20 protein-coding genes are annotated in these 25435 nt (G+C 69.1%); 7 read left to right on the top strand and 13 right to left on the bottom strand.

Annotated features, from left to right (window positions below):
* Positions 1 to 62 precede the first annotated feature (62 nt).
* On the top strand, positions 63 to 2549 hold the full coding sequence (locus tag HH212_RS23215; RefSeq protein ID WP_170204653.1) for a DNA internalization-related competence protein ComEC/Rec2: 2487 nt from the start codon (positions 63 to 65) through the stop codon (positions 2547 to 2549).
* Positions 2550 to 2595: 46 nt separating this feature from the next.
* On the top strand, positions 2596 to 3267 hold the full coding sequence (locus tag HH212_RS23210; RefSeq protein ID WP_170204652.1) for a hypothetical protein: 672 nt from the start codon (positions 2596 to 2598) through the stop codon (positions 3265 to 3267).
* Positions 3268 to 3344: 77 nt separating this feature from the next.
* On the opposite strand, the gene HH212_RS23205 is transcribed toward HH212_RS23210, so the two are convergent.
* The gene (locus tag HH212_RS23205; protein ID WP_211172400.1) at positions 3345 to 3704 is read right to left on the bottom strand and encodes a hypothetical protein; all 360 of its coding nucleotides are present in this window, start codon (positions 3702 to 3704) and stop codon (positions 3345 to 3347) included.
* Between the two features lie 191 nt (positions 3705 to 3895).
* Here HH212_RS23205 and HH212_RS23200 point away from each other — a divergent pair, with 191 nt between their 5' ends.
* The gene (locus HH212_RS23200; protein WP_170204651.1) at positions 3896 to 7156 is read left to right on the top strand and encodes a DEAD/DEAH box helicase; all 3261 of its coding nucleotides are present in this window, start codon (positions 3896 to 3898) and stop codon (positions 7154 to 7156) included.
* Here HH212_RS23200 and HH212_RS23195 read toward each other — a convergent pair.
* Complete coding sequence (locus HH212_RS23195; RefSeq protein WP_170204650.1) at positions 7153 to 8889, bottom strand: sensor histidine kinase; 1737 nt, start codon at positions 8887 to 8889, stop codon at positions 7153 to 7155. The genes HH212_RS23200 and HH212_RS23195 overlap by 4 nt on opposite strands.
* Before the next feature lie 2 nt (positions 8890 to 8891).
* The gene (locus tag HH212_RS23190) at positions 8892 to 9578 is read right to left on the bottom strand and encodes a response regulator transcription factor (protein ID WP_170204649.1); all 687 of its coding nucleotides are present in this window, start codon (positions 9576 to 9578) and stop codon (positions 8892 to 8894) included.
* A 135-nt stretch (positions 9579 to 9713) separates the two neighbouring features.
* Between HH212_RS23190 and HH212_RS23185 the strand changes: the two genes are divergently transcribed.
* From HH212_RS23185 to dcd, 3 genes are all read left to right on the top strand, one after another.
* The gene (locus tag HH212_RS23185; protein ID WP_170204648.1) at positions 9714 to 10361 is read left to right on the top strand and encodes a Spy/CpxP family protein refolding chaperone; all 648 of its coding nucleotides are present in this window, start codon (positions 9714 to 9716) and stop codon (positions 10359 to 10361) included.
* Positions 10362 to 10490: 129 nt separating this feature from the next.
* The gene (locus HH212_RS23180; protein WP_170204647.1) at positions 10491 to 11348 is read left to right on the top strand and encodes an alpha/beta hydrolase; all 858 of its coding nucleotides are present in this window, start codon (positions 10491 to 10493) and stop codon (positions 11346 to 11348) included.
* 41 nt (positions 11349 to 11389) lie between these two features.
* On the top strand, positions 11390 to 11956 hold the full coding sequence (gene dcd, locus HH212_RS23175; protein WP_170204646.1) for a dCTP deaminase: 567 nt from the start codon (positions 11390 to 11392) through the stop codon (positions 11954 to 11956).
* Between the two features lie 126 nt (positions 11957 to 12082).
* Here dcd and HH212_RS23170 read toward each other — a convergent pair whose 3' ends face one another.
* On the bottom strand, positions 12083 to 14338 hold the full coding sequence (locus tag HH212_RS23170) for an arginine/lysine/ornithine decarboxylase (RefSeq protein ID WP_170204645.1): 2256 nt from the start codon (positions 14336 to 14338) through the stop codon (positions 12083 to 12085).
* A gap of 436 nt (positions 14339 to 14774) precedes the next feature.
* Between HH212_RS23170 and HH212_RS23165 the strand changes: the two genes are divergently transcribed.
* Positions 14775 to 15437, top strand: coding sequence for a CCXG family PEP-CTERM protein (locus tag HH212_RS23165; protein ID WP_170204644.1), 663 nt, complete (start codon positions 14775 to 14777; stop codon positions 15435 to 15437).
* A 104-nt stretch (positions 15438 to 15541) separates the two neighbouring features.
* Here HH212_RS23165 and HH212_RS23160 read toward each other — a convergent pair whose 3' ends face one another.
* The 9 genes from HH212_RS23160 to HH212_RS23120 form a co-directional block, all read right to left on the bottom strand.
* Positions 15542 to 16150 (bottom strand): DUF4337 domain-containing protein, encoded by a 609-nt coding sequence (locus tag HH212_RS23160; protein WP_170204643.1) that lies wholly within the window; start codon positions 16148 to 16150, stop codon positions 15542 to 15544.
* A gap of 5 nt (positions 16151 to 16155) precedes the next feature.
* Positions 16156 to 16656, bottom strand: a complete 501-nt coding sequence (locus tag HH212_RS23155) for a dihydrofolate reductase (protein WP_170204642.1) — start codon at positions 16654 to 16656, stop codon at positions 16156 to 16158.
* A 17-nt stretch (positions 16657 to 16673) separates the two neighbouring features.
* On the bottom strand, positions 16674 to 17468 hold the full coding sequence (thyA, locus tag HH212_RS23150) for a thymidylate synthase (protein WP_170204641.1): 795 nt from the start codon (positions 17466 to 17468) through the stop codon (positions 16674 to 16676).
* Positions 17469 to 17548: 80 nt separating this feature from the next.
* Positions 17549 to 18028, bottom strand: a complete 480-nt coding sequence (locus tag HH212_RS23145; RefSeq protein WP_170204640.1) for a nuclear transport factor 2 family protein — start codon at positions 18026 to 18028, stop codon at positions 17549 to 17551.
* Positions 18025 to 18636 (bottom strand): TetR/AcrR family transcriptional regulator, encoded by a 612-nt coding sequence (locus HH212_RS23140; RefSeq protein WP_170204639.1) that lies wholly within the window; start codon positions 18634 to 18636, stop codon positions 18025 to 18027. The genes HH212_RS23145 and HH212_RS23140 overlap by 4 nt, the downstream gene beginning before the upstream one ends.
* Positions 18637 to 18701: 65 nt before the next feature.
* The gene (locus tag HH212_RS23135) at positions 18702 to 19787 is read right to left on the bottom strand and encodes a threonine aldolase family protein (protein WP_170204638.1); all 1086 of its coding nucleotides are present in this window, start codon (positions 19785 to 19787) and stop codon (positions 18702 to 18704) included.
* 290 nt (positions 19788 to 20077) lie between these two features.
* Complete coding sequence (locus HH212_RS23130; protein WP_170204637.1) at positions 20078 to 22105, bottom strand: methyl-accepting chemotaxis protein; 2028 nt, start codon at positions 22103 to 22105, stop codon at positions 20078 to 20080.
* Between the two features lie 146 nt (positions 22106 to 22251).
* The gene (locus tag HH212_RS23125) at positions 22252 to 24240 is read right to left on the bottom strand and encodes an ABC transporter transmembrane domain-containing protein (RefSeq protein WP_170204636.1); all 1989 of its coding nucleotides are present in this window, start codon (positions 24238 to 24240) and stop codon (positions 22252 to 22254) included.
* 109 nt (positions 24241 to 24349) lie between these two features.
* Positions 24350 to 25435 (bottom strand): lipocalin-like domain-containing protein, encoded by a 1086-nt coding sequence (locus HH212_RS23120; RefSeq protein ID WP_170205635.1) that lies wholly within the window; start codon positions 25433 to 25435, stop codon positions 24350 to 24352.

Here is a 25435-nt window from a genome sequence, read left to right as displayed (position 1 = left end):
TCTTCGTCCGTGGCGCCATCCTGCGCTGCGCCATCCTGCACGGCGCCGGGCGCCCGGCACGCATGCGCTGCCTGATCCTGGGGTTTGCCGCCGGCGTGTTCTGGCTGCAGCAGGCGTCGTCCCTGCCGGCGGCACTGTCGCTGGCCGGCTGCGCCGCAGCCGCACTGGCGCTGTCGATATTGGCCGCGTTTGTCCGCCGCGCAGCCCCGTCTCGTTTGCGTGGCGCCGCCGCTGTGGTCCTGATGCTCGCGGCCGCCGGCGGCTTGTCCGGTTACGCATGGGCCGCGCTGCTGGCGCAGCGCGCATTGGCGCCAATGCTGGCGGCCACCGACGAAGGGCGCGACCTGGCCATCGTCGGCGTGGTCGACAACCTGCCGGCCAGCTTCGAGCAGGGCGTGCGTTTCAACTTCCTGGTCGAGCGCACGCTCACGGCGGGCGCGGCCGCGCCGCCGCGCGTGGCGCTGTCCTGGTATGCCAACCCGCGCGGCGCGTCCGGCCGCGCCGCTGCGGCGTCCAGCGTGTCCGCGCAAGACGCGCTGCCCGAGATCGAGCCCGGCCAGCGCTGGCAGTTGACGGTGCGCCTGCAGCGCCCGCACGGCAACGCCAATCCCGGCGGCTTCGACTACGAAGCCTGGCTGCTGGAACAGGGCGTGCGCGCCACCGGCTACGTGCGCACCGGGCGCGCTGCGGCAGGAGTGCCGGCGGCGGTCCTGCTGGACGAGTTCGCGCCCAGCCTGCCGGGCGTGGTCGAGCGCTGCCGCGCCTGGCTGCGCGAACGCATCCTGCGCGCGCTGGCGGGGCGCCAGTACGCCGGCGTCATCGTCGCGCTGGTGATCGGCGACCAGCGCGGCATCGACCAGGCCGACTGGCAGGTGTTCAACCGCACCGGCATCGGCCACCTGGTTTCGATCTCGGGATTGCACATCACGATGATCGCCGGGCTTGCGGCACTCGGCGCCTCGGCGCTGTGGCGGCGCTCGTTCTTCACCGATGCCCAGTTGCCGCTGCTGCTGCCGGCGCAGAAGGTGGCGGCGCTGGCCGGCGCCGTCACCGCGCTGCTGTACGTGCTGCTGGCCGGCTTCGGGGTGCCGGCCCAGCGCACCTTGTACATGCTGTCGGTGGTGGCGCTGGCGCTGTGGAGCGGACGGCTGACGGCGGTCTCGCACGTGCTGTGCGCGGCGCTCGGCGTAGTGCTGCTGCTGGACCCCTGGGCGGTGTTGTGGCCGGGCTTCTGGCTGTCGTTCGGCGCGGTGGCGATGATCCTGTTCGCCGGCCATGGCCGCATCAATCCGCCGCTGCGCGGCCTGTGCGGCACGCTGCTGGGGGCGGGGCACACGCAGTGGGCGGTGACGCTCGGCCTGGTGCCGCTGACGATGCTGCTGTTCGGCCAGGTATCGCTGGTCAGTCCGCTGGCGAATGCGGTGGCGATCCCGCTGGTGAGCTTCGTGGTCACGCCGCTGGCACTGGCCGGCAGCCTGCTGCCCGATCCGTTGTGCGGCTGGCTGCTGGCGCTGGCGCACGCGGCGGTCGCGGCGCTGGCCTGGCTGCTGGGCTGGATGGCGGGACTGCCGCTGGCGGTATGGCGCGCACCGGCGCCGCAGGCCTGGGTATTCCTGCTGGCGCTGGGCGGCACGCTGTGGCTGTTGATGCCGCGCGGCTGGCCGCTGCGCTGGAGCGGCGCGATCGCCTGGCTGCCCTTGCTGCTGCACCTGCCCGATCACCCGCCGGCAGGCAGCGTGCGCGTCACCGCCTTCGACGTCGGCCAGGGCATGGCGCTGCTGGTCGAGACCGCGGGCCACCGCCTGCTGTACGACACCGGCCCGGCCTATGCGCCCGGCGCGGATGCCGGCAGCCGCGTGATCCTGCCGTACCTGCGCATGCGCGGCATCGGGGCGCTGGACGGCATCGTGGTCAGCCATGGCGACCTCGATCACACCGGCGGCGCCCTGGCGCTGCTGGGGGAACTCGAGGTCGGCTGGCTGGCGTCGTCGCTCGGTGAAGAGCACGCGATCGCGCGGGCGGCGCCGCGCCACCTGCATTGCATGGCCGGCCAGCGCTGGGAGTGGGACGGCATCCGCTTCGAGATGCTGCATCCGGCGCCGTCGAGTTATGGCGACGCCGGCCTGAAGGCGAATGCGCGCAGCTGCGTGCTGCGCATCGTCAATGCCACGCATGCGTTGCTGCTGGCGGGCGACATCGAGGCGGCGCAGGAAGCCGGCCTGGTGGCGGATCGAGCGCAGGCGCTGCGCGCCGACGTGCTGCTGGCGCCGCACCACGGCAGCGGCACCTCGTCCACGCCGGCCTTTTTGCAGGCGGTGCGGCCGTCGATCGGCATCTTCCAGGTGGGGTACCGCAACCGTTACCGCCATCCCAAGGCCGAGGTCTACGAGCGTTACCGGATGCTGGGCATCGAGCGCCTGCGCACCGACACCAGCGGCGCCGTGACGTTCGACGTGGATGCAGCCGTGACGGTGGAAGCCTACCGCAGCGCGCACGCCCGTTACTGGTATGCGGGGGGCATGACGGCAGACCATTTACAAAGTTATTGAACATGCAATTATAATGAGGTCATCTTTTTGACGTGGAGATGACATCATGCACTACCGTTTATCGATCGCCGGCGTGGCAGCAGCGCTGCTGCTCGGCGGCTGTTCCACCATCGAAGAGCGACAGCAGCAGCGTGTCGCCGATATTCCCGAAGCGGGGCGCGGCTACGTCGTCGGCACCTTTGCGATTCAGTGCAAGCCCGCGGATGCCAGCTGCGTGAACGAGTACGATGCCCAGCTGCTTCAGTTTCGCAGCGCCGACAAGACATGGGAAGACAGCGTGGCGATTGGCAACTACGGTGTCCCCACCTTCCAGCGGCAGGTATTCGACTACGAGCGCGCCGAGCGCGCTGAAAAGGGCAAGCGCTTTTGCGTGCCGCTCCGGCCTGGAAGCTACGGCTTTTACGGGTTCACCTATTTCATTGGCGGCATCGCGTATTCGTTCAAGCGCGCCAGCGAGTTCAATCTCGCATTCATTGTGAAGCCGGGAGAGATCACCGATGTGGGCAAACTGAAGCTGACCAGCGAGCATGGCCGGCACCTGCTGGGCTTTCAGGTCCCGGTGCCTGGCATGCTGCTGCTATCGGGCCAACCCAAGGCCGACATCGACGCCGCCTTGCAGAAATGTCCGGAACGCGTGCGCGCATGGCCGGTGCGCGAGGCCTCACTGCGGGCCATGGATGCCGCCACCCCGCTCGTCAGGATGAATCCGGCGCCATGAGGCGGCTTAAGGCAGCTTGACAGGACGGCGCAGGACGGCGGTCCAACCCTGGCGGTCCCGGGCGCGACCGCCGGCGCTTATTTGGCGCAGCTCTTGCCGTGCTCGCCGTGGTAGCCCTTGGCCTTGGCGTCGGCTTCCGCCAGGTACTCGCCCTTCTTGGTCTTGCCGTAGTACTTTTCGCCTTCGCAGTGATACACCTTGCTCGAGGTGTTCACCCATACCTTGCCGGCGCCGCCGCCCGCGGCCTGTTCCATCGGCGCGGCCTTGGCCTTGCCCGCCGGCGCAGCGGCGGGCGTGGCGGGCGTGGCGGAAGCAGCGGGCGCCGCGGCGTGCGCGGGAGCCGCGGCCGGCGCCATCGGGTTGGGGACGGTGGTCTGGGCGAATACCGGCGCCGCGATGGCGATGCTCAGGGCGGCGATCAACAGGTTCTTTTTCATGCGGTTCTCGAAACGGGCACACGAACGTACGTGCATGCGCAGATAACGCCGTCATGCGCGGCGGGTTGACGGCGGTAACAATCGGACACAATCGCCTGCCGTATGCAGGCGCCGCCGCGGCGAATAGAGTCGCGCGCCATGCAGGTTAAATGGTACATTGCCGCCCTTATGAATGGATCACGTCACCCAGCATGACCAACAGCTATTTCCCCACCGTGCGCTACTGGCTGGAGGTCGAATCGCTTGTCTATCCCGACTTGCCGCGCACGCGCGCCAACGGCAGCATCAAGACCTGCCGCTACCAGGACCGCATGCCGTGGGAAGCACAGTCCGGACAGCCGCCGTCCGCCGATGCGCGCGAACCGGCGCGCGGCCGCGGCCAGGCCGGCCTGTTCAACGACGATCACAAATATTTCGTCTACTTCGGCCTGGTCGACCGCGCCATCCTGGAACACGAGCTGCGCGCGCAATACCGCCCGCCGGCGCCGGACGAACATTACGACGGCAACCAGGCGCGCCCCGACAGCGGCCGTACCTTCCTGTGCGCGGTCGAAGTCGACGCGCACGGCATGCCCGACCTCGATACCCTGCAGGTGGCGGCGTTCGCCGTCGCCTTCGCGGCGAAGAAGCACGGCACGCGCATGCGCCACGACGAACTCGAGGCGCTGCTGGCCGACTTTGCCGCCAACCGCGCCGCGCGCGCCGGCGGCGGGGTCGACGGCGCCTGGTTCGCCGCGCTGGTCGACACCCTGTGCGCGCAACTGGCGTGGGGGCCGGCCGAACTGATGGCGCGCGAGCAGTTGTGCGTGCAGCGCGTGACGACCGTGCGCAAGGACGGCAAGCCGCTGCGCCATCCGCCCGAGCTGGCGCCGATTAACTCGTTCTACGTCGAGGACCTCGAGCGCATCGCGGACGCGGCCGAACGCGGCGAGTACGCGCCGCAGGTGGCGCGCTACCTGGACGGCGAGCGGTCGCGCGACAAGCCCGGCGGCCAGCGCATCGACGTCACCCGGCTCGACGTGATCGACCAGCTGCTGCATCCGGCGCGCTTTCCGGCCGGGCGCTGGCCGTCGCGCTTCCCGCTGTTCATGATGCAGCAGGTGGCGGTGAACGGCTGCTTCGAGACGGTGCGCGACGGCGGCATCTTTTCGGTGAACGGGCCGCCCGGCACCGGCAAGACCACGCTGCTGATGGACGTGATCGCCGCCCGCATCGTCGAGCGCGCCACGCTGATGGCCGGTTTCGACGATCCGGCGCAGGCCTTCGCCAAGGGGCCGGGCACGATCGCCTACCCCGCCTTCAACGGTGGCGCGGCGCTGGCGGGCAGCAGCTTCGCCGTCGACGAGCGGCTGCTGGACTTCGGCATCGTGGTCGCCAGTTCCAACAACAACGCCGTCGAGAACATCACGCGCGACCTGCCGAGCGCGGCCAGGATCGACCCGGCCCTGGCCAGCGTCGACGGCCAGCCCTTCGATTATTTCGCCGCCACCGCCGACGCGGTGCTGGCGCCGGCGCCGAAGGCGGCGGGCGAGGGCGAGGACGAGACGGAGGCCGCGCAGGCCGGTCTGGTGAAGAGCTGGGGCCTGATCTCGGTCCCGCTCGGCAAGAAGGCCAACCGCAACCGGGCGGCGTTCGAGCTGGGCCGGCACGGCATGTTCGGCATCGCGCGCGCGCTGGAAGGCTTGCCGCTTGAGGAAACCGACTGGACCACGGCGCGCCGGCGCTTCGCCGCGGCGCTGCACGCGGTGCAGGCGCTGCAGGCCGAGATCGTGGCCTACGACCGCCTCGACGCGTCCCTGCGCGATGCGCGCAAGCGCCAGCACGCCGCCGCCGCCGAGGTGGAGCGGGCCGGCGCCGCCCACGGCGCGGCGCGCCAGGCCGAGCAGGTCTGGGAGACCCGGGAACAGGACATCCGCGCGCGCCGCGACGCCAACCTGGCGGAGCACGACCGGCTGGAAGACGCGTGGGGCTTCTTCAGGCGCATCGTCGGCGCCTTGCTGGGCACGCGCGGCTACGCCGGCTTCCAGGCGCAGCGCCGGGCGCTGGACCAGGGCCGCGATGCGCTGCGCACCGAAATGGCCGGGGTCAAGCGCGGCGCGCTGCAGTACCAGCAGCGTTCGGCCGAGCTGCGCCGCGCGCACGAGGGGGCGCAGGCGGCGCAGGCGGCGGCGCAGGCGGCCGGCCTCGAGCTCGAACGCGAACGGACGCGCCTGCGCGCCGCGCTCGGCGAAGCGGCGTTCGATCCGGCCGCCTTCGCCGCGCTGCCGGTGGAGGAGCAGCACAAGCGCCTGCCGCGCAGCAATGCGCGCCTGCATGCGGCGCGCGCGGCGCTGTTCGTGGAAGCGCTGCGCCTGCAGCGCGCCTTCGTGAAAAATGCGGGCAAGGCCTTCGAGACCAACTTCCGCCTGGCGCTGGCGATGCTGGAAGGGCAGCCGTTCCTGGCGCCGCACCTGCCCGCCATCGCGCCGCACCTGTGGGCCACCTTCTTCATGGTGGTGCCGGTGGTGTCGAGCACCTTCGCCTCGTTCGCGCGCTGCTTCAAGGACCTGGGCGAGGGCCAGCTCGGCCTGCTGCTGGTCGACGAGGCCGGCCAGGCGGTGCCGGCGCACGCGCTGGGCGCGTTCTGGCGCTCCAGGCGCGCGCTGGTGGTCGGCGACCCGCTGCAGGTGGAGCCGGTGATCCGCATGGATGCGCAGCTCGACCTGGCGATCCTGGCGCACCACGGCGCGCCCGAGCGGCATGCGCTCACGCGCTGGTCGGCGCAGCACCTGGCCGACCGCGGCAACCGCTTCGGCGCCGAGGTCGTGCAGCACGACGGCGCGGCGCTGTGGGTCGGCTCGCCGCTGCGCGTGCACCGGCGCTGCGCCGAGCCGATGTTCTCGCTGTCGAACCGGATCGCCTACAACGGCAAGATGGTGGACGGCATGGACCCGGCCCAGGAGGCAGCCGCCACCGCCGAACGGCCGCTGCTCGGGCCTTCGCGCTGGATCCACGTCGACAACGACGACTTCGTCGACCACTTCAACCGCGCCGAGGGCCAGGCCGCGCTCGAGCTGGTGCTGCGCTGCCGGCGCCAGGGCGCTACCACCGGCACGCACGGCCTGCCCGACCTGTTCGTGGTGTCGCCGTTCGTCTCGGCGGCGGACGGCGTCGCCGCGCTGCTGCGCGAGCGCCAGCGCGAATGGGCCGGCGGCGCCGGCGACGAGGTGGTGGCCGAGTGGCTGAAGACCCACGTCGGCACGGTCCACACCTTCCAGGGCAAGGAATGCGATACGGTGCTGTTCGTGCTGGGCGGCAGGAGCGGGCGCGCGCGCCAGTGGGCCGGCAGCCGGCCGAACATCGTCAACGTCGCCGTCACGCGCGCGCGCCGGCGCCTGGTGGTGATCGGCAATCGCGACGCCTGGCGCCGCACCGTGTTCGGCGCGGCGCTGGCGGAGGCGCTGCCGGGTTAGCCCTGCGGCTCCCGCAGCTCGCGCGGCAGGGAAATCGTCACGCGCAGCCCGCCGCCCTCGCGGTTGGCGGCGGTGATGCTGCCGCCGTGGGTGTCCACCACGCGCTTGGCGATGGCCATGCCGAGGCCGTGCCCGTCGACGTTGTTGCGGGTCGGGTTCGAGCGGAAGAAGGGTTCGAACACGTCGCCCAAATGCTCCTCGGCGATGCCCGGCCCGCGGTCCAGCACCTCGATGTGCACCTGGCCGTGGTCCGGATGCAGCGCCACCTCGACCGCATTGTCGGCGCCGCCGTGCTTGACCGCGTTGCGCATGATGTTCTCGACCGCGCTCCACAGCAGGTCGGGGGCGCCGCGCACCGCCACCGGCACCGGCGCGTCGACGTCGATGCGGGCGCCGGCCTCGAAGCGGGCATCGTCGGCGATCTGGTCGACCATCTCGACCAGGTCGATGGTGTCGATGGCCGGCAGCGCGCTGCTGGCTTCCAGGCGCGACAGGGTCAGCAGCTCGCCCACCAGGCGGTCCATGCGCACGCTCTCGCGCTCGATGCGCTCCAGCGAGGCGTGCACCTTGTCCGGCTGCTGGTGCGCCAGGCCGATCGCCGCCTGCAGGCGCGCCAGCGGCGAGCGCAGCTCGTGCGAGACGTCGTGCAGCAGGCGGCGCTGGCCTTCCATCAGGGTGCGCAGCTGGGCGCTCATGCGGTCGAAGTCGTGGCCGAGTTCGGCCAGCTCGTCGCCGCCGACCGCGAAGGTCGACGCCGCGAACTTGGGCGCCAGGTCGCCGGCGGCGGCCGATTCGAAGGCGCTGCGCAGCGCCCGGATCGGCCGCGAGAAGTACCAGGCCAGCAGCACGGCGAACAGCAGGCTGGCCAGCGTGGCGGCGACGATCGGCAGCCAGCGGCCGATGTGGCGGCCGAAGTCGGGCGGCAGGCCGAACATACCGCCGCCCATGCCCGGACCCATGCCGGGGCCGCCCGGTCCGCCGGGGCCGCCATCGCCGCCGAAACCGGGTCCGCCGCCGAAGCCTGCAGGCGGACCGCCGAATCCGGCGCCCGGCGCCCCGCCGAATGCGCCGTCCGGCCCGTTGCCTGGATCGGCGTCGGCGCCATCGGCGCCGCCGTCACCGGCGCTGCCGTTGCCGCCATTGCTGCGCCGGGCGCGCTGCGGCGGCTGCGCGGCCGTGCCGCCCCGGGATGCGCCGCTGCCGTCGGTACCCGCCGGCGCCGCATTGCCGCTGCCGGCCTTGTCGATCCCGGCCTTGTCCATGCTGCTCCCGGCCGCCTGGTCGCTTGCTTTCTCGCCCGCAGCGCCGCCCGTGCCCGTGCGTACGCCATACGGCATGCGCGACGCGAACGCCAGGTAGCGCTGGCCGTCCGGCGCGGTCAGGCGCGCCACCGCGTGCGCCTGGCCCTGGCCTTCGAGCGTGCGCTCGACTTCCTCGCGCAGCTTGGCCGGCACGCTGCGCCCCAGCAGTTCGTGGCCGCTCGCATCCAGCACGAACAGGCGCACGCGCCGGCTGGTGGCGGCCAGTTCGCGCAGGCCGCCCACGCCGGCGTGCTTGAGCGTGGCCTTGGCGGCGTCCAGCATGATCACGGCGGGCGGGCCGACATCCAGCGTCGGCTCGGTGCCGCGCTGGCGCGCCTGGTCGCGCAGCCAGACGGTGCCGCCGATGCCGATCGTGGCGGCCACCTGCGCCAGCAGGATGGACAGGAAGAACTTCCAGAACAGCCGGCCCATCGCTATTCGCGGATCAGCTGGTAGCCGAGACGGTAGACGGTCTGCAGGCAGGAACGCCCGTCGGACAGGGTGCCGAGCTTGTGGCGCAGGCTGCTGAGGTGGACGTCGATGTTGCGGTCGAAGCGCGCCAGCGGGCGGCCCAGGCCCTGCTCGGACAGGTCGTTCTTGCTGACCGGGCGGCCGGCGTTCCTGGCCAGGACTTCGAGCAGGTTGAATTCGGTGCTGGTCAGTTCCAGCGGCTGGTTGTCCCAGGTGGCGCGGCGCTGCTCGGGCAGCATGGTCAGCTTGCCGACCGTGAGCGTGATGCCGGGACCGTCGTTGGCCGAATGCTGGGTGCGGCGCAGGATGGCGCGCACGCGCGCCGTCAGCTCGCGCGGCGTGCACGGCTTGGCGACGTAGTCGTCGGCGCCCAGTTCCAGGCCCAGGATGCGGTCGGCGTCGTCGCCGCGGCCGGTCAGCATCAGCACCGGCATGCGGCTGGCGGCGCGGATGCGGCGCAGCGTCTCGATGCCGTTCATGCGCGGCATCATCACGTCGAGGATGGCGATGGCGTACTGGCCGCTCAGGGCCTCGCGCGCGCCGGTCTCGCCGTCGTGGGCGCAGTTGACGCGGAAGCCTTCCTGCTCCAGGTATTCGCTGAACATGCCGACCAGCTCGGTGTCGTCGTCGATTAACAGTACTTGGTTCATGCTCGCATCTTAGCAAAACCCGGGAAACCTGCTGATTGGAAGGAGCATGTCTTTACCCCGATTTACAACGGACTAACACCACTTAACACGGGCGCCGACGAGAATGGCCGTTCCAAACTGACAAGGATGTAACACATGAAATTCACTCGCCAATCCGTGGCGGCCGCGCTGTTCGCCGCCGGGGCCGCCGCCTGCTTCGCCAACCCCGCCTGCGCATTCGCCACGGCCGACGCCGCCGCGCCGGCAGCAGGATCGACGGCCGCCATGGAGCACGCTCCCGGCGGCGACGCCGGCGCACGCCCGGAGCGCGGCGTGGACGAGCGCGGTCCGGACGGCCACGGCCCGGACCGGCGCGGCCACGGTGAAGGCGGCGGGCCCGATGGCGGCCCGGATGAAGGTTTCGGCGGACACGGACCAGGAGCACCTGGTCCGGACATGCCCTTCGGTCACGGCGGCCCGTCCGGCATGCACGGCCTGCATCGCCTGCAACTGAGCGAAGCCCAGCAGGACAAGCTGTTCGCCGTCATGCATGCGGCCGCGCCGCAGCGCCGCGAACAGGACAAGGCCGAACGCAAGGCGCGCGAGGCGCTGCGCGAGATGGGACAGAGCGGCAGCTTCGACGAGACCCGCGCCAGCAACCTGGCGCGCAACCTGGGCCAGGCCATCGCCGCCGGCATCGTGCTGCAGGCGCGCACCCATGCGCAGGTGCTGGCCGTGCTGACCGCGGAACAGCGCGAGCAGCTGCGCAAGGAGCGTCCGCCCGGCCCGCCGCCGGGCCGTTGAGAAGATGCGCGGGCACGCCGCGCCGCGCGGTTTCCTTGCCGGCGTGTAGGTGTTTCCTTCTAATCCAGGTTGCCGGGCGCGGCAAAGCCATTACAATGGCGCCTCGTATTTACTCCGTCCGCCGCTGCCATGACCAAACCACTGCTGCACTTCACGCACGGGAACAGCTATCCGTCGGGCTCGTACGGCAGGATGCTCGATGACCTGCGCCGCGATTTCGACGTGCGCCTGACCGACATGCTCGGCCACGATCCGCGCTATCCGGTCGGCGACAACTGGCATGCGCTGGTGGACGAACTGATCGCCCAGCTGGCAGCGTACGACCGGCCGGCGATCCTGCTCGGGCACTCGCTGGGCGGCGCCATCGGCATGCTGGCTGCGTGGCGCCGCCCCGAGCTGGCGCGCTGCGTGGTGATGCTCGATTCGCCGGTGGTGGCGGGCTGGCGCGCGCTGGCCTGGCACGCGGCCAAGGCGCTCGGCCTGGGGCGGCGCCTGTCGCCGGGCGGAATCGCGCAGCGCCGCCGCACCACCTGGCCGTCGCGCGAGGCGGCGTTCGACCACTTCCACGCCAAGTCCATCTTCCATGCCTGGGCGCCGGGTGCGCTCGACGACTACCTGCAGCACGGCCTGGTGCCGCACCCGGACGGCGTGCAGCTGCGCTTCTCGCGCGAGATCGAAGCCGACATCTACGCCACGCTGCCGCACGACATGGGACGCGTACTGCGCGCGCCGTATCCGCTGCCGATCGGCTTCATCGCCGGCACCGAGTCGGAGGAGCTGCGCCAGGCCGGCATGGCCGCCACGCGCAAGCTGGTGGGGCGCAACCTGGTGATGATCGAGGGGACGCACCTGTACCCGATGGAGTCGCCGCAGCTGACCGCGCACCTCACGCGCGAGATGATCGGGCGCCTGCTGGCGCAGGGCGGCGGACGCATGCAGGGCAGCCGCCAGGGCCTGGCCCACGACCGCGGTTCGCTTTTCGCGTAGAATCGCGGGCTTCACTTCCCCATTACGAGAGCAGTTCGACGATGAGCATCAAGAGCGACAAATGGATCCGCCGCATGGCGGAAGAGCACGGCATGATCGAGCCGTTCGCACCCAACCAGGTGCGCGAGAGCGACGGCCGCCGCATCATTTCGTGGGGCACCTCCTCGTACGGCTACGACATCCGCTGCGCCGACGAGTTCAAGGTCTTCACCAACATCAACAGCACCATCGTCGATCCGAAGAACTTCGATTCGAATTCGTTCGTCGACGTGAAGAGCGACGTCTGCATTATCCCGCCGAACTCGTTCGCGCTGGCGCGCACCATCGAATACTTCCGCATCCCGCGCAACGTGCTGACCGTGTGCCTGGGCAAGTCGACCTATGCGCGCTGCGGCATCATCGTCAACGTGACGCCGTTCGAGCCGGAGTGGGAAGGCTACGTGACGCTGGAATTCTCGAACACCACGCCGCTGCCGGCCAAGATCTACGCCGGCGAGGGCTGCGCCCAGGTGCTGTTCTTCGAAAGCGACGAAGTGTGCGAGACCTCGTACAAGGACCGCGGCGGCAAGTACCAGGGACAGAGCGGCGTCACGTTACCGAAGACTTGACATTGCCGGAGACCTAAAACGGAAAGGGAGGCCGAGGCCTCCCTTTTTCGTGACCGGTCGATGCGTTGGGCGTGGCGTGGACGTGGCCGGCGAGGCGGGGTCCCCGTCCACGCGTCCGGCCGGCGCTCAATCCTGCTTGACGCAATCCACGAAGTAACCGCGCTTGCCGTCCATCTCGCGCTTGACCAGGCCGTGCACGTCGGTCTCGAAGCCCGGGAAGCGCTCGTTGAAGTCGCGCGCGAAGCGCAGGTAGTCGACGATGATCTTGTTGAAGCGCTCGCCCGGAATCAGGAGCGGAATGCCCGGCGGGTACGGGGTCAGGAGGATCGCCGTGATGCGGCCTTCCAGTTCCTCGATCGCCACGCGCTCGATCTCGCGGTGCGCCATCTTGGCGAAGGCGTCCGACGGCTTCATCGCCGGGATCATGTCCGACAAATACATCTCGGTGGTCAGGCGCGCCACGTCGCGCGATTTGTAGAAATCGTGGATCTGCTGGCACAGGTCGCGCAGGCCCCAGGATTCGTAGCGCGGGTTGGCGGCGCAGAATTCCGGCATGATGCGCCACATCGGCTGGTTCTTGTCGTAGTCGTCCTTGAACTGCTGCAGCGCCGTCACCAGCGTGTTCCAGCGGCCCTTGGTGATGCCGATGGTGAACATGATGAAGAACGAGTACAGGCCGCACTTCTCGATGATCACACCGTGCTCGGCCAGGTACTTGGTGACGATCGAGGCCGGGATGCCGGAGTCGCCGAACGAGCCGTCCAGCGACAGGCCCGGGGTCACCACGGTGGCCTTGATCGGGTCGAGCATGTTGAAGCCCTCGGCCAGGCTGCCGAAGCCGTGCCAGTCGTCCTCGGCGTGGATCATCCAGTCGGCCTGGGTGCCGATGCCTTCCTCGGAAAACACTTGCGGGCCCCATACCTTGAACCACCAGTCGTCGCCGTACTCGGCGTCGACCTTCTGCATGGCGCGGCGGAAGTCGAGCGCCTCGAAGATCGATTCCTCGACCAGCGCGGTGCCGCCCGGCGCTTCCATCATGGCCGCGGCCACGTCGCACGAGGCGATGATCGAATACTGCGGCGAGGTCGAGGTGTGCATCAGGTAAGCCTCGTTGAAGGCGTCCTGGTCTAGCGCCACGGTCTCGGATTCGCGCACCAATACCTGCGAGGCCTGCGACAGGCCGGCCAGCAGCTTGTGGGTCGACTGGGTCGAGAAGATCATCGATTCCTTGGCGCGCGGGCGGTCGCGGCCGATCGCGTGCATGTTCTTGTAGAAGTCGTGGAAGGTCGCGTGCGGCAGCCAGGCTTCGTCGAAGTGCAGGGTGTCGATCTTGCCGTCCAGGAGTTCGCGCAGGACTTCCACGTTGTAGACCACGCCGTCGTAGGTCGACTGGGTGATGGTCAGGATGCGCGGCTTCTTGTTCTTGGCCTCGCGCGCGAACGGGTTGGCTTCGATCTTGCGCTGGATGGATTCCGGCGTGAACTCGGACAGCGGGATCGGGCCGATGATGCCGAGGTTGTTCCGGGTCGGCATCAGGAACACGGGGATCGCGCCGCACATGATGATCGAGTGCAGGATCGACTTGTGGCAGTTGCGGTCGACCACCACGATGTCGCCCGGCGCCACGGTCGAGTGCCAGACCATCTTGTTCGAGGTCGAGGTGCCGTTGGTGACGAAGTAGCAGTGGTCGGCGTTGTAGATGCGCGCGGCGTTACGCTCGGACTTGGCGACCGGGCCGGTGTGGTCGAGCAGCTGGCCGAGTTCCTCGACCGCGTTGCAGACGTCGGCGCGCAGCATGTTCTCGCCGAAGAACTGGTGGAACATCTGGCCGATCGGCGACTTCAAGAAGGCGACGCCGCCCGAGTGGCCGGGGCAGTGCCACGAATAGGAACCGTCGTTGGCGTAGTTGACCAGCGCGCGGAAGAACGGCGGCGCCAGGCTGTCGAGATAGGCCTTGGCTTCGCGGATGATGTGGCGCGCCACGAATTCCGGCGTGTCCTCGAACATGTGGATGAAGCCGTGCAGCTCCTTCAGGATGTCGTTCGGGATGTGGCGGCTGGTGCGGGTCTCGCCGTAGATATAGATCGGGATGTCCGAGTTCTTGTGGCGGATCTCGGCCACGAAGGCGCGCAGCGCGGCCAGGGCGAAGTTGGTTTCCTCGACGGTGCCGCCGCCGAATTCCTCGTCGTCGATCGACAGCACGAAGGCCGAGGCGCGCGACTGTTGCTGGGCGAACTGCGACAGGTCGCCGTAGCTCGTCAGTCCCAGCACTTCCATGCCTTCTTTTTCCATCGCGGCCGCGAGCGCGCGAATGCCCAGGCCCGAGGTGTTCTCGGAACGGAAATCCTCGTCAATGATGACGATAGGGAAACGAAATTTCATCGACAGCTCCAAAGCGAAGCGCCGCGCACGCCAACTCCCTTTCCATGGGAATTGGCCGGGCACGGCACCGAAAAAAATGAATGCGGATTTTCGCAGAAATGCGTGCGGCTTGGTAAAAAACTTATGCGCGCCTGCGACCGGCCAGCCGCGAGCGTAACCGTGGGCGGCGAATGGTGGCGCACTCTTGTGGACGAGGCTGCCCGGTGAACCGGTTTGGCATGCGGCGCACCCTTGCGGCTGCACGGACGCTGACTGGGTGCCGCACGGCGGGCCGATGTGGCTATCGCGGAGGCACGAACCTATACGGGGCCTCAAAGTACAACGGGGTTGGTGAGGAAAATGAAAAAATTGATGGAAGTAAGCATATTTCTAAATCCCATGTTATATTGCCATTCAGAAAAACTAGTTTCCTCAAATTACCATATTGAGCCAAGCCATGAACCTGAAATCGAAGATCGTCCTCGCCGCATTCGCCGCTGCCGCTGCCTTCCACGCCAACGCCAGCGTGATCACCGTTTCCACCGCATACAGCGCCGCCGGCGCCCAGACCAGCGCCGCTGCCTACAAGAACGTGGTCGAGAACGCGCTCAAGACCCAGACCACGGGCTACGGCACCGCGGTGCTGGCGAGCGCGGACAACATCGACAACAGCGACCTGTTCGGCGCCTACAGCAACATCGCCTGGAAGACCACCGTCGATTTCAACGTCGCCTCGGCCGCGACCTGGTCGCTGCGGGCCGGCGTCGATTTCGGCTATGGCGGCGCGCTGTTCCTGGACGGCGTGGCGGTCTCGTTCAAGTCGAACGACATGTGGACCGCCAACAGCTACACCGATACCACCCAGTTCTTCCAGTACACCAGCGCGCTGGCGGCAGGCAACCACACCTTGACCCTGTACGGCCTGGAAAACTGCTGCGACGCCAGCCAGCAGGTGCAATACAAGGTCGGCAGCGGTAACTACGCCAGCTTCGCCAGCACCGACGGCCTGAACCCGAAGGCGAGCACCGCGGTGGCGGAACCGGCGACCATCGCCTCGTTCGGCCTGGGACTGGGCCTGCTGGGTCTGATGCGCCGCCGCGCGCGCCGCAACCGCGCCTGACCCGGACGCCGCCGGACCTGGATACACGAAGCCCGCCGGCGCAATGCATGCGCCGGCGGGCTTTCCTTTTTATCGCGCTGGCGGAACCGCGCGCCGAGGTGCCTCTAGTGCGCGCTTCCCGCCAGCAGCGCCAGCGGATCGACGTGCAACCAGGCGAACAATCCCAGCACCAGGCCGACCGCCGCCACCGCATAGGTGGCATTGAGCAGCCAGCGGCGCCGCGTCAGCAGCGAGATCGCCGCCAGCGAGATGGCGATCTGCTCGGCGGTGGTGGCCAGCGCCCACTGGTGGTGGGTGTGCAGCGACTTTTCCGACTTTTCGTTCCACACGTCGGATTCGTGGTCGAGCTTTTCCGCCTGCCTGCGGTTCTCGGCCTTGTCGCTGGCGTAGCGCTCGGCCTGGGCCTTGTATTTGGCCTGGTCGACGCCCGGCAGGCTGGCGGCCAGTTCCGAGACGTTCTGCTTGACCGACTTGGCCTGGTAATAGCTCCAGGCGTCGGCCGCCGCCGTCTTGGCGATGGCGGCGTTGTTCTTGAAGAGGGCGGCGTCGTTCTGGGTGGCGCCGCCCATGTAGCCGAACATGGCGCCGACCGTGGCCAGCACCGCGGTCATCACCGCGATCCTGTTCGAGAAGCCATCGTTGGCGCCGTGCTGGGCGGCGTGTTCGACCGCATGGTCGTGCGGGCCATGGACGTGAAAACCGGAACCGGACATACTGTTTATTTAATTTTTTGGTAGGTGACGAAGGAGAAATCGAGATCGTCCTCGGGTGCGTGCTGCAACTCGCGCGCGGTGGCGGTCCAGCGCGCCGGATCGATGTCGGGGAAGAAGGTGTCGCAGCGGTAGGTGCGCTCGATGTGGGTGACGATCATGCGCCCGGCGAGATCCATCGCCTCGGCGAACACCTGGGCGCCGCCGATGATGCTGGCCGGCGCGCCGTCCAGCAGGCGCACCGCGTCCTGCAGCGAGTGCGCCGTTTCGACGCCGGCATGCGACCAGTCCGGATTGCGGGTGACGACGATGTTGCGCCGGCCCGGCAGCGCGCGCCCGATCGAGTCGAATGTCTTGCGGCCCATGATCACCGGCTGGCCGAGCGTGACGCGCTTGAAGTGCGCCAGGTCTTGCGGCAGGTGCCAGGGCAGCCGGTTGTCGACGCCGATGCCGCGCTGGGCATCCATCGCCACCACCAGCGTCAGGTGGGAAACCGGTTGATCGGCCATGTGGGGTCCTCGCGAAGTCATACCGCCACCGGCGCCTTGATGGCCGGGTGCGGGTCGTAGCCGGTCACCTCGACATCCTCGAAGCGGTAGTCGAACAGCGAGTCCGGCTTGCGCTTGATGACCAGCCTGGGCAGCGGACGCGGCTCGCGCGACAGCTGCAGCTCGGCCTGCTCGATGTGGTTGGCGTACAGGTGGCAGTCGCCGCCGGTCCAGATGAAGTCGCCCACGTCCAGGCCGGCCTGCTGCGCCATCATGTGGGTCAGCAGCGCGTACGAGGCGATATTGAAGGGCACGCCCAGGAAGATGTCGGCGCTGCGCTGGTACAGCTGGCACGACAGCTTGCCGTCCGCCACGTAGAACTGGAACAGGGCATGGCAGGGCGGCAGCTTCATCTTCGGCACGTCGGCCACGTTCCAGCTGGAGACGATCATGCGGCGCGAATCCGGGGTGTGGCGGATCTGCTCCAGCACCTGCGCGATCTGGTCGATGTGCTCGCCGTCCGGCGCCGGCCAGCTGCGCCACTGGTAGCCGTAGACCGGTCCCAGTTCGCCGCCGGCGTCGGCCCACTCGTCCCAGATGCTGACGCCGTTCTGCTTCAGGTAGGCGATGTTGGTAGAGCCGGCCAGGAACCAGATCAATTCGTGGATGATGGACTTCAGGTGCACCTTCTTGGTGGTCACCAGCGGGAACCCGTCCTGCAGGTTAAAGCGCATCTGGTGGCCGAACACGGAGCGCGTGCCGGTGCCGGTGCGGTCGGTTTTGACCGCGCCATGATCGAGAACATGGCGCATCAGGTCGTGGTAGGGACGCATCGGGAATCATCGAAAAGCAAAAACGGCATTTTAACCGAACTGGCGCTTCCGTACCGGGCCGGGGCGGCGCCGTTGCGGCCCTACAAACCCAGTTCGGACAAGCCCGGATGATCGTCCGGGCGCCGCCCCAGCGGCCAGCGGTACTTGCGCTCGGATTCGAGGATCGGCTTGTCGTTGATCGACGCGTGGCGCCTGGTCATCAAGCCGTCCGCATTGAACTCCCAGTTCTCGTTGCCGTACGAGCGGAACCAGTTGCCGGAATCGTCGTGCCACTCGTAGGCATAACGCACCGCGATCCGGTTGTCGCCGTAGGCCCATAGTTCCTTGATCAGGCGGTAGTCCAGCTCCTTTGCCCATTTGCGTTCCAGCAGTTGCTGCGCTTCGGCGCGGCTGGCGACGAATTCGGCGCGGTTGCGCCACCGGGTGTCTTCGCTGTACGCGAGCGCCACGCGGGCAGGGTCGCGGCTGTTCCAGCCATCTTCGGCCAGGCGGATTTTCTCGATCGCGCTCTCGCGCGTAAACGGCGGCAGCGGCGGGCGCGGTGCGGTGGGGGCGGTCATGCTGTTCCTTTCATGCTTGGGGAGAAATCGTCGGGCCGGCGCGCCTCTGGCAGCGCAGCGGCGATGTGCGCTGCGCGCGCTGCCGACGCCAGGTCGCCGCCGACCAGCGCCACGGTGATGGCGCCGTCGATCAGGATCAGCAGCTGGCGTGCCAGTTCGTCGGCCGGCCGCGGCGCCAGGCCGGCTTCGTCCGCCACCCTGCGCAGGTACTGCAGCAGGCGCAGCTTGTGCGCCTTGGCCGCTTGCCGCACCGGGCCGTCGGCATCGCCGCTCTCGCCGGCGGCATTGATGAATGCGCAGCCGCGGAAGTCGGGCGTGCCGAACCAGGTGCCGAGGGCGTCGAACATCGCCTGGATGCGCTGCGCCAGCGGCATGGCGGACGACGACGCAGCTGCGAACCAGGCCATCCAGCGCTCGTCGCGCGCGTTCAGCGCCTCCGCCACCAGCGCTTCCTTGGTCGGGAAATACCGGTAGACGCTCTTGCGCGCCACGCCGGATTCCCTGACGATGCGGTCCATGCCGGTGGCGGCGATGCCGGATGCGTAGATCAGCCGTTCGGTCGTGGCCAGCAGCCTGGCGCGGGTATCGGTGGCGGGTGGAGCGGTCATGCCGTATGGTAGAACGATCGTTCTCCAGCCGTCAAGGCTTTCCGGCGGCGGCTGCGGCCGGCGGCTCAGGCGGCGACGGCCGCCGCCAGCAGCGCCACCGCTTCGTGCACCCGCGCCTCGCTCAGGGCCAGCAGGTTGTCGCCCACGTACAGTTCGAAATACGAGGTATCCGGCAGCGCGCCGTGGTTGATGCGGTGGAAGGGCCAGACGCCGTGCTCCAGCGCCAGCGTGCGGCGGATTGCCAGCGCCCGTTCGCGGCTCACCGGCAGGTGCACGTGCAGCATGTTGGCTTGCGGACGCGCCGGATTGACCTTGAGCACCGGATGCGCGCGCAGCGCCTCGTAAAGCAGTTCGGTGCGGCGGAAATATGCCGGCATCGCCGCCAGGCGCGCGTCGAACTGCATCGCCGCCGCCACCACGTACGGCGACTGGTGCACCAGCTTGCCGCCCTGGCGCGCGAACCAGGCGGCGGCGCGGTCGACCATGGTGCGGCTGCCCAGCAGCATGGCGCCGCCCAGGCCGCCGATGCCCTTGTACAGCGACACGTACACCGAATCGAAGCCGGCGGCGATCTCGCGCACGTGGCGCCCGTAGCCGGCGGCCGCTTCCCACAGGCGCGCGCCGTCCATGTGCAGGTGGATGTCGTGCCGGCGGCAATGCGCCTTGATGGCCTGCAGCTCGTCCCACGCGGTGAGCTGGCCGCCGATCTCGCGCATCGGGATTTCCAGGCCGAGCGCGGCCAGGCGCTCGGGCACGGCGGCGATGTCGGCCGCCAACCAGGCACGCTGGCGCTCGCCCACCGGCAGGGCCTCGAAGTGGCCCAGCATCTGGTAGTTGGCGCGCTCGTGCACGAAGATGTGCGAGGTCGGGTGCAGCGCCACCGGCGCGCGCCCGCGCGCCATGCTGGCCAGGCGCAGCGCCGTCACCTGCGCCATGGTGCCGCTGATGCAGAACACCGCCGCCTCGAAGCCGAGCAGGTCGGCCACCTTGCGCTCGAAGGCCTGGATCAGCGCGCCTTCGCCGTAGACGTCGTGGGCGACGCCGTTGGATTCGCACCAGGCGGCCATGGCGGCGTACATTTCCGCGGGCGGGCGGACGCGGTGGCCGGGGAGGATGGCGGTGCAGCGGGCGAGCAGGTCGGTGTCGGACAAGGGAGGCTCCAGTGAGGCGGCGGGGGTGGGCGGCTACTCTACACCGAAGCGGAAAGGTGGGGAAGGGTGGAATGCCTGCGCAGCCGGGCGGCTACCAGGGCGGCATGCCGTGGATGCGTCGTCCCCGCGCAGGCGGGGACCCACACCGAGTATCAGAAACCGCTTTGTTGAAAGTTCCGTGACGTTTGACGGCGCGACTTCGGAAGCTCGGCATGGGTCCCCGCCAAGGGGGCCGCCGAGGCCGGGGACGACGGAGCATCGATATCTGGCGATAGCGGCGCGGGTGTCGCTCAAGCGTCGCTCAGCAACGGCCGCGCCGCAGCCGGCGCCGGCTGCGTCTCCACCTGGTCCAGCTTGAACAGGCGCACCGCCCTTGCCAGCTGCGCCGCCTGTTCCTGCATCGCCTGCGCGGCGGCGCTGGCCTGTTCGACCAGGGCGGCGTTCTGCTGGGTCACGTCGTCCATCTGGCCGATCGAGCGGTTGACGTGCTCGATGCCGGCGCTCTGGTCGGTGCTGGCGGCACTAATGCGCGACATGATGGCGGTGACCTGCTCGGCGCTGGCCAGTACCTCGCCCATGGTCACGCCGGCTTCGTGCACCAGGCGGGTGCCGGTGTCGACCTGGGCGCCGGAGGCCTGGATCAGGGTCTTGATCTCGCGCGCGGCGGCGGCCGAGCGCTGCGCCAGGTTGCGCACCTCGCTGGCGACCACGGCGAAGCCGCGGCCCTGTTCGCCGGCGCGCGCCGCTTCCACCGCGGCGTTCAGGGCCAGGATGTTGGTCTGGAAAGCGATGCCGTCGATGACGCCGATGATGTCGCCGATCTTGCCGGACGACTGGCGGATGGTGTCCATGCTCGCGATCACCTCGCGTACCATGCGCCCGCCTTCCTGCGCCACCATCGAGGTGTTCACCGCCAGCTGGTTGGCTTCGCGCGCGTCGCCGGCGTTGCGGCGCACGGTCTCGGTCAAGTCCTTCATCGAATTCGCGGTCGAGGCCAGGCTGACCGCCTGCTGCTCGGTGCGTTCGCACAGGTCCTGGTTGCCGCTCGAGATCTCGACCGAGGCGTTGGCGATCTGCTCGGCGCCCTGGCGCACCTGGCCGACCACCGAGGACAGGCCGCTGCTGATGCTGTTCATGGCTTCGCCCAGCAGGCCGATCTCGTCGCGGCCTGCGGCCTCCACGTGGACGCTCAGGTCGCCCCGGGCGATGCGTACCGCGGCGTCGCGCGCCGCGTGCAGCGGACGCGTCACGGTGCGCTTGATCAGCGCGTGCAGCAGCAGCGCGAACACGGCCAGCGCGCCCAGGCCGATCAGGATGTAGCGGTCGCGCAGGCGCGCGGCTTCGTTGACGATCTCGTCCTCGTAGGTGCCGCCGGCCACCAGCCAGTTCCAGTCCTTGAACAGGGTGAAAGCCACCACCTTGGTGCGCGGCCGGGTCTCGCCCTTTTCGGCGTTCTGCCATTCGTAGCTGATGGTGCCTTCCTTCTGTTCCAGCATGGCGCGGATGAATTCCTTGCCGTCGGCGTCGCGGCTGGCCAGGATGTTCTGGCCTTCCTTGGCCGGGTGCACGATCAGGTTGCCATACGATTTGCCGGGATTGGCGTCCAGGATGAAGTAATAGCCGGTGTCGCCGATCTTGTTGCGGCGGATCTTGTCCTTGAGCGCAGCCAGGTTGGCGTCGGCTTCCACGCCGACATACAGGATGCCGACGGTCTTGCCGGCGGCGTCGCGGACCGGCTGGTAGTCGGTGATGGTGCGTTTGCCGAACAGGTTGGCCAGGCCGGAATAGCCGCGTCCGGCGCGGATCGCCGCGTAGGCCGGGCTGGCGTGGTCGAGGACCGTGCCGAAGGCGCGGCTGCCGTCTTCCTTCTTGACCGAAGTGCCGATGCGCACGAAGTCGTCGCCCGAGGCGACGAAGATGGTGGCGTTGCCGCCGGTCTGGCGCGTGAAGTTGTCCGGCAGCGTGTGGTCGAGATTCAGTACTCTGGCGCCGCTGCGCAGGGTCGGCACCTGCATGCCGCCGACCGCCACCATGGCGCCGGTGTCGAGCGCGAAGCCGTCCGGGAATTCGTTGGCGAAGATCCGGCCGTAGCTGATGGCCTGGTTGGTCATCACGCGGTTGAACAGTTCGACCGCATTGACCACGCCGCGCAGCTCGCTGCTGACGTTGTTGACCGCGCGCTGGTGCAGCATGGTGGAGGTGGTCAGGCTGATCGTAAAGACCAGGCCGGCCACGATCAGGCTGATCAGGCCGAAGGTGAAGACGGTGATCCTGGTGCCGACCGACCAGTTTGACAGGGAGAACGGCTTGCCTTGCATGGGATGCTCGCAGAATGGGGGATTGCCCCATTCTATGCTGAGTGTCCATACGGAAACTAATAAACCATGCGCGATGGATGCGCGGCTACAACAGCTTGCCTTCTTGTTCAGTCAAGCGGGTGCCAATGCCCCGCTTTTGATTGCGATCAGTGGCTAACGTGCACGCTGTGGAACTGCAGCGCAGCCAGGTTGGCATAGATGCCGCCCAGCGCCACCAGCGAGGCGTGCGTGCCCGTTTCGACGATGCGGCCGTCTTCCATCACGATGATGCGGTCGGCGCGCTGCACCGTGGCCAGGCGGTGCGCGATGATCAGCGTGGTGCGGCCGACCATCGCCGCCTCCAGCGCCTTTTGCACCAGGCGTTCGCTTTCGGCGTCGAGCGCGCTGGTCGCTTCGTCGAGCAGCAGCAGCGGCGGGTTCTTGAGCAGGGCGCGCGCGATGGCGATGCGCTGGCGCTGGCCGCCGGACAGGCGCACGCCGCGCTCGCCCAGGAACGATGCATAGCCTTCCGGCAGCCGCTCGATGAATTCGTGCGCCGCCGCCAGGCGCGCGGCGGCGATCACCTCGGCGTCGCTGGCGCCCGCGCGGCCGTAGCGGATGTTGTCCATGGCGTTGGCGGAAAAGATCACCGTGTCCTGCGGCACGATGCCGATCGCGCCACGCAGGTCGTGCAAATCGAGGTCGCGGATGTCGACGCCGTCCAGCAGCACGGCGCCGGCCTGCGGATCGTAGAAGCGCAGCAGCAGCTGGAACAGCGTGGTCTTGCCGGCGCCGGACGGGCCGACGATGGCGACCGTCTCGCCCGGCCGGATGTCCAGGTCCAGGTGCGCCAGCGCGGCGCTGCCGGGGCGCGACGGATAGGAAAAACTCAGGTCGCTCATGCGCAGCGCGGCGCCGCCGCCGGCCGGGCCGCGCGCCGCGTCCGGCGTGCCGATGGCGTCGTCGACGCGGCGGCGCGCCAGCGAGGAAGGCAGCGGCAGCGGCGCGGCCGGATTCTGGATCGGGGAGCGCACCGCCAGCAGTTCCAGCAGGCGCTCGGCGGCGCCGGCCGCGCGCTGGGCTTCGCCCATGACCTCCGACAGGGCGCCGATCGCGCCCGACACGATCGAGGCGTACAGGATGAACTGGCCGAGGTCGCCGCCGGTCATGGTTCCGGCCAGTACCGCGTGCGCGCCCAGCCACAGCACGAACACGATGGCGCCGAACACCATCACGATGGCCAGCATCGTCAGCACCGAGCGCGCGCGGATGCGCCGCATGGCGCTGCCGAACGCACCCTCGACCGAGGCGGTGAAGCGCGCCGCCTCCGATTTCTCGCCCGTAAAGGCTTGCACGGTCGGCATGGCGTTGAGGATCTCGCCGGCCAGCGCCGAGGCGTCGGCGATGCGGTCCTGCGAATCGCGCGACAGGCTGCGCACGCGCCGCCCGTACAGCACGATCGGCACCACCACCAGCACCAGCAGGCCGAGGATGATCGAGGTCAGCCTGGCGCTGGTCACGAACAGCATCACCAGGCCGCCGGCGAACAGCAGCGTGTTGCGCAGCGCCAGCGAGATGCTGGTGCCGACCACGGTCTGGATCAGCGTGGTGTCGGTGGTCAGGCGCGACAGCACTTCGCCGGTCTGCGTGGTCTCGAAGAATTCCGGGCTTTGGCGCACAACGTGCGCGTAGACCGCGCTGCGGATGTCGGCGGTGACGCGCTCGCCCAGCCAGGACACCGTGTAGAAGCGCGCCGCCGTGGCCACGCCCAGCACCGCGGCCACGCCGAACAGCGCCAGGAAGGTGGCGTTGACATTCTCGGCGCTGCGCACGGCCAGCGCGTTGGCAATATTCGTGGCAGCGCCGGCCGTGGCCACGCCCGCAGCGGCGCCGAAGCCGTGGTCGATCATCTGCTTGAAGGCGTAGGGAATCGCCAGCGTGGCGCCGGCGGCGACCACCAGCGCGATCGCCGCCAGCACGAACTGGCGGCGGTATGGACGCAAAAAGGGGAGCAGGCCGCGCAGGGCGGACAGCGCGCCCTTGGCCGGCGCCGCCTTGGCGCGGGCGTCGGCGGGCGGCAGGGCGGCCATGTCCGGCCTGGTGTGCGAGGGGGCGCCGGCGTCGGTGGCGGTGCTGGCGGTGGAACGGTTATTCATGGTCTTGGATTCGTTGTTGCTCGGTTGATGCCGGATTGGCGGCCGCCCCGCCGATCGTGGCGATGCGCTGCGGGCAGACTGCGCGGACAGGCCGCGCGTGCAGGCCCATCTACAGTTTCATCGCATCGACATAGCCGGTGAGTTCGAGGTAGCCGCGTCCCGCCGGACGGCCGTCGCGCTGCACGCGCACCGCGCCTTCCCAGTACACGGCGCCGGTCGAGCGGCGCGAGTCGAGCTCCTGGTCCGATTGCAGCGGCACCACGTTCCAGTGGATGGCGCCGGTCGCCAGTACCGTCGCCACCGGATAGGTCGCGCGCGTGCGCGGCGAGGTCCAGCGCGCCTGCGGCGTGAAACTGACCTCGTCGCGGCCGTATTGCGTGACGCGGCCGCGCGCGTCGCGCAGCGCCGCGTGGGCCCATAGTTTAGCACCGCTCCTGCTGCGGATCTGGAAAGCCATCAGGGCGCCGCCGTCGTCGAGGTTGATGCCGACCCATTCCCAGCCGGCGGCGTCGGGATCGAGCACGGTGCTCGACCACTCGTGATCGAGCCAGGCGCTGCCCTTGACGGCGACGGTTTTTCCGGCGCGCGTGACCCGGCCGTCCACCTGCAACTGCGGTTCGCTGTAGTAGTAGCTGGCATGTTGCGCCAGCGCGCCCTTGCGCGAAAAACCGTTCTCGCCCTGCAGCAGCGGCGCCTGGGTCGGCGCCAGGCGCAGCGTGAACGCCAGCTCGCCGGAGCGCACCGTCACGTCGTAGTGGCCGTCGGGCGCGCGCGTCATGGACCAGTCGTCCAGCTTGACGTCGGTAGTGCCGGTCTTCGCATACGCCAGGCCGAAGCCTTCGCGCGCGCTGCGCTGGTCGTGCACCAGGTGCCCCAGCGCCGGATCGGACAGCGCCGCGTGGCCGATGATCAGCTGCTTGGGCGCGAACGCGCTCGGGTTGGCCGGGTCGTGCTCGGTGCGGCTGCGGAAGAAGGTGACCTGGAAGCCGAGCGGCTTGCCGTCCGGCGTCTCGAGCCAGCCGGTCGCGTACCACCACTCGGTGCGGTAGTCGGGATGGGCGCCGAAGTCCTGCGGGAACACCAGCGCGCGGCCCGGCGTGACCGGCGCGAACGCCGGCGGCGCCGCCTGTGCCGCGATATGGACGCCGATGCCGGCGCAGGCGAGCACCAGCAGCGCCAGCAGGCGCGGCAGCAT

The sequence above is a fragment of the Massilia forsythiae genome (assembly GCF_012849555.1).
In the GTDB taxonomy this organism is placed as follows: domain Bacteria; phylum Pseudomonadota; class Gammaproteobacteria; order Burkholderiales; family Burkholderiaceae_D; genus Telluria; species Telluria forsythiae.
The sequence above is the reverse complement of the archived record's forward strand: the minus strand, read 5'-3'. Positions and strand labels throughout refer to the sequence as shown.

Bases quoted from the DNA above. Each gene is read 5' to 3' on its own strand.
- HH212_RS23210 (WP_170204652.1), top strand. From the start codon at position 2,596: ATGCACTACCGTTTATCGATCGCCGGCGTGGCAGCAGCGCTGCTGCTC.
- HH212_RS23205 (WP_211172400.1), bottom strand. From the start codon at position 3,704: ATGAAAAAGAACCTGTTGATCGCCGCCCTGAGCATCGCCATCGCGGCG.
- HH212_RS23195 (WP_170204650.1), bottom strand. From the start codon at position 8,889: ATGGGCCGGCTGTTCTGGAAGTTCTTCCTGTCCATCCTGCTGGCGCAG.
- HH212_RS23185 (WP_170204648.1), top strand. From the start codon at position 9,714: ATGAAATTCACTCGCCAATCCGTGGCGGCCGCGCTGTTCGCCGCCGGG.
- HH212_RS23215 (WP_170204653.1), top strand. From the start codon at position 63: ATGCGCTGCCTGATCCTGGGGTTTGCCGCCGGCGTGTTCTGGCTGCAG.
- HH212_RS23190 (WP_170204649.1), bottom strand. From the start codon at position 9,578: ATGAACCAAGTACTGTTAATCGACGACGACACCGAGCTGGTCGGCATG.
- HH212_RS23140 (WP_170204639.1), bottom strand. From the start codon at position 18,636: ATGACCGCTCCACCCGCCACCGATACCCGCGCCAGGCTGCTGGCCACG.
- HH212_RS23155 (WP_170204642.1), bottom strand. From the start codon at position 16,656: ATGGCCGATCAACCGGTTTCCCACCTGACGCTGGTGGTGGCGATGGAT.
- HH212_RS23200 (WP_170204651.1), top strand. From the start codon at position 3,896: ATGACCAACAGCTATTTCCCCACCGTGCGCTACTGGCTGGAGGTCGAA.
- HH212_RS23145 (WP_170204640.1), bottom strand. From the start codon at position 18,028: ATGACCGCCCCCACCGCACCGCGCCCGCCGCTGCCGCCGTTTACGCGC.
- HH212_RS23170 (WP_170204645.1), bottom strand. From the start codon at position 14,338: ATGAAATTTCGTTTCCCTATCGTCATCATTGACGAGGATTTCCGTTCC.
- HH212_RS23120 (WP_170205635.1), bottom strand. From the start codon at position 25,435: ATGCTGCCGCGCCTGCTGGCGCTGCTGGTGCTCGCCTGCGCCGGCATC.
- dcd (WP_170204646.1), top strand. From the start codon at position 11,390: ATGAGCATCAAGAGCGACAAATGGATCCGCCGCATGGCGGAAGAGCAC.
- HH212_RS23160 (WP_170204643.1), bottom strand. From the start codon at position 16,150: ATGTCCGGTTCCGGTTTTCACGTCCATGGCCCGCACGACCATGCGGTC.
- HH212_RS23165 (WP_170204644.1), top strand. From the start codon at position 14,775: ATGAACCTGAAATCGAAGATCGTCCTCGCCGCATTCGCCGCTGCCGCT.
- HH212_RS23125 (WP_170204636.1), bottom strand. From the start codon at position 24,240: ATGAATAACCGTTCCACCGCCAGCACCGCCACCGACGCCGGCGCCCCC.
- HH212_RS23130 (WP_170204637.1), bottom strand. From the start codon at position 22,105: ATGCAAGGCAAGCCGTTCTCCCTGTCAAACTGGTCGGTCGGCACCAGG.
- HH212_RS23180 (WP_170204647.1), top strand. From the start codon at position 10,491: ATGACCAAACCACTGCTGCACTTCACGCACGGGAACAGCTATCCGTCG.
- thyA (WP_170204641.1), bottom strand. From the start codon at position 17,468: ATGCGTCCCTACCACGACCTGATGCGCCATGTTCTCGATCATGGCGCG.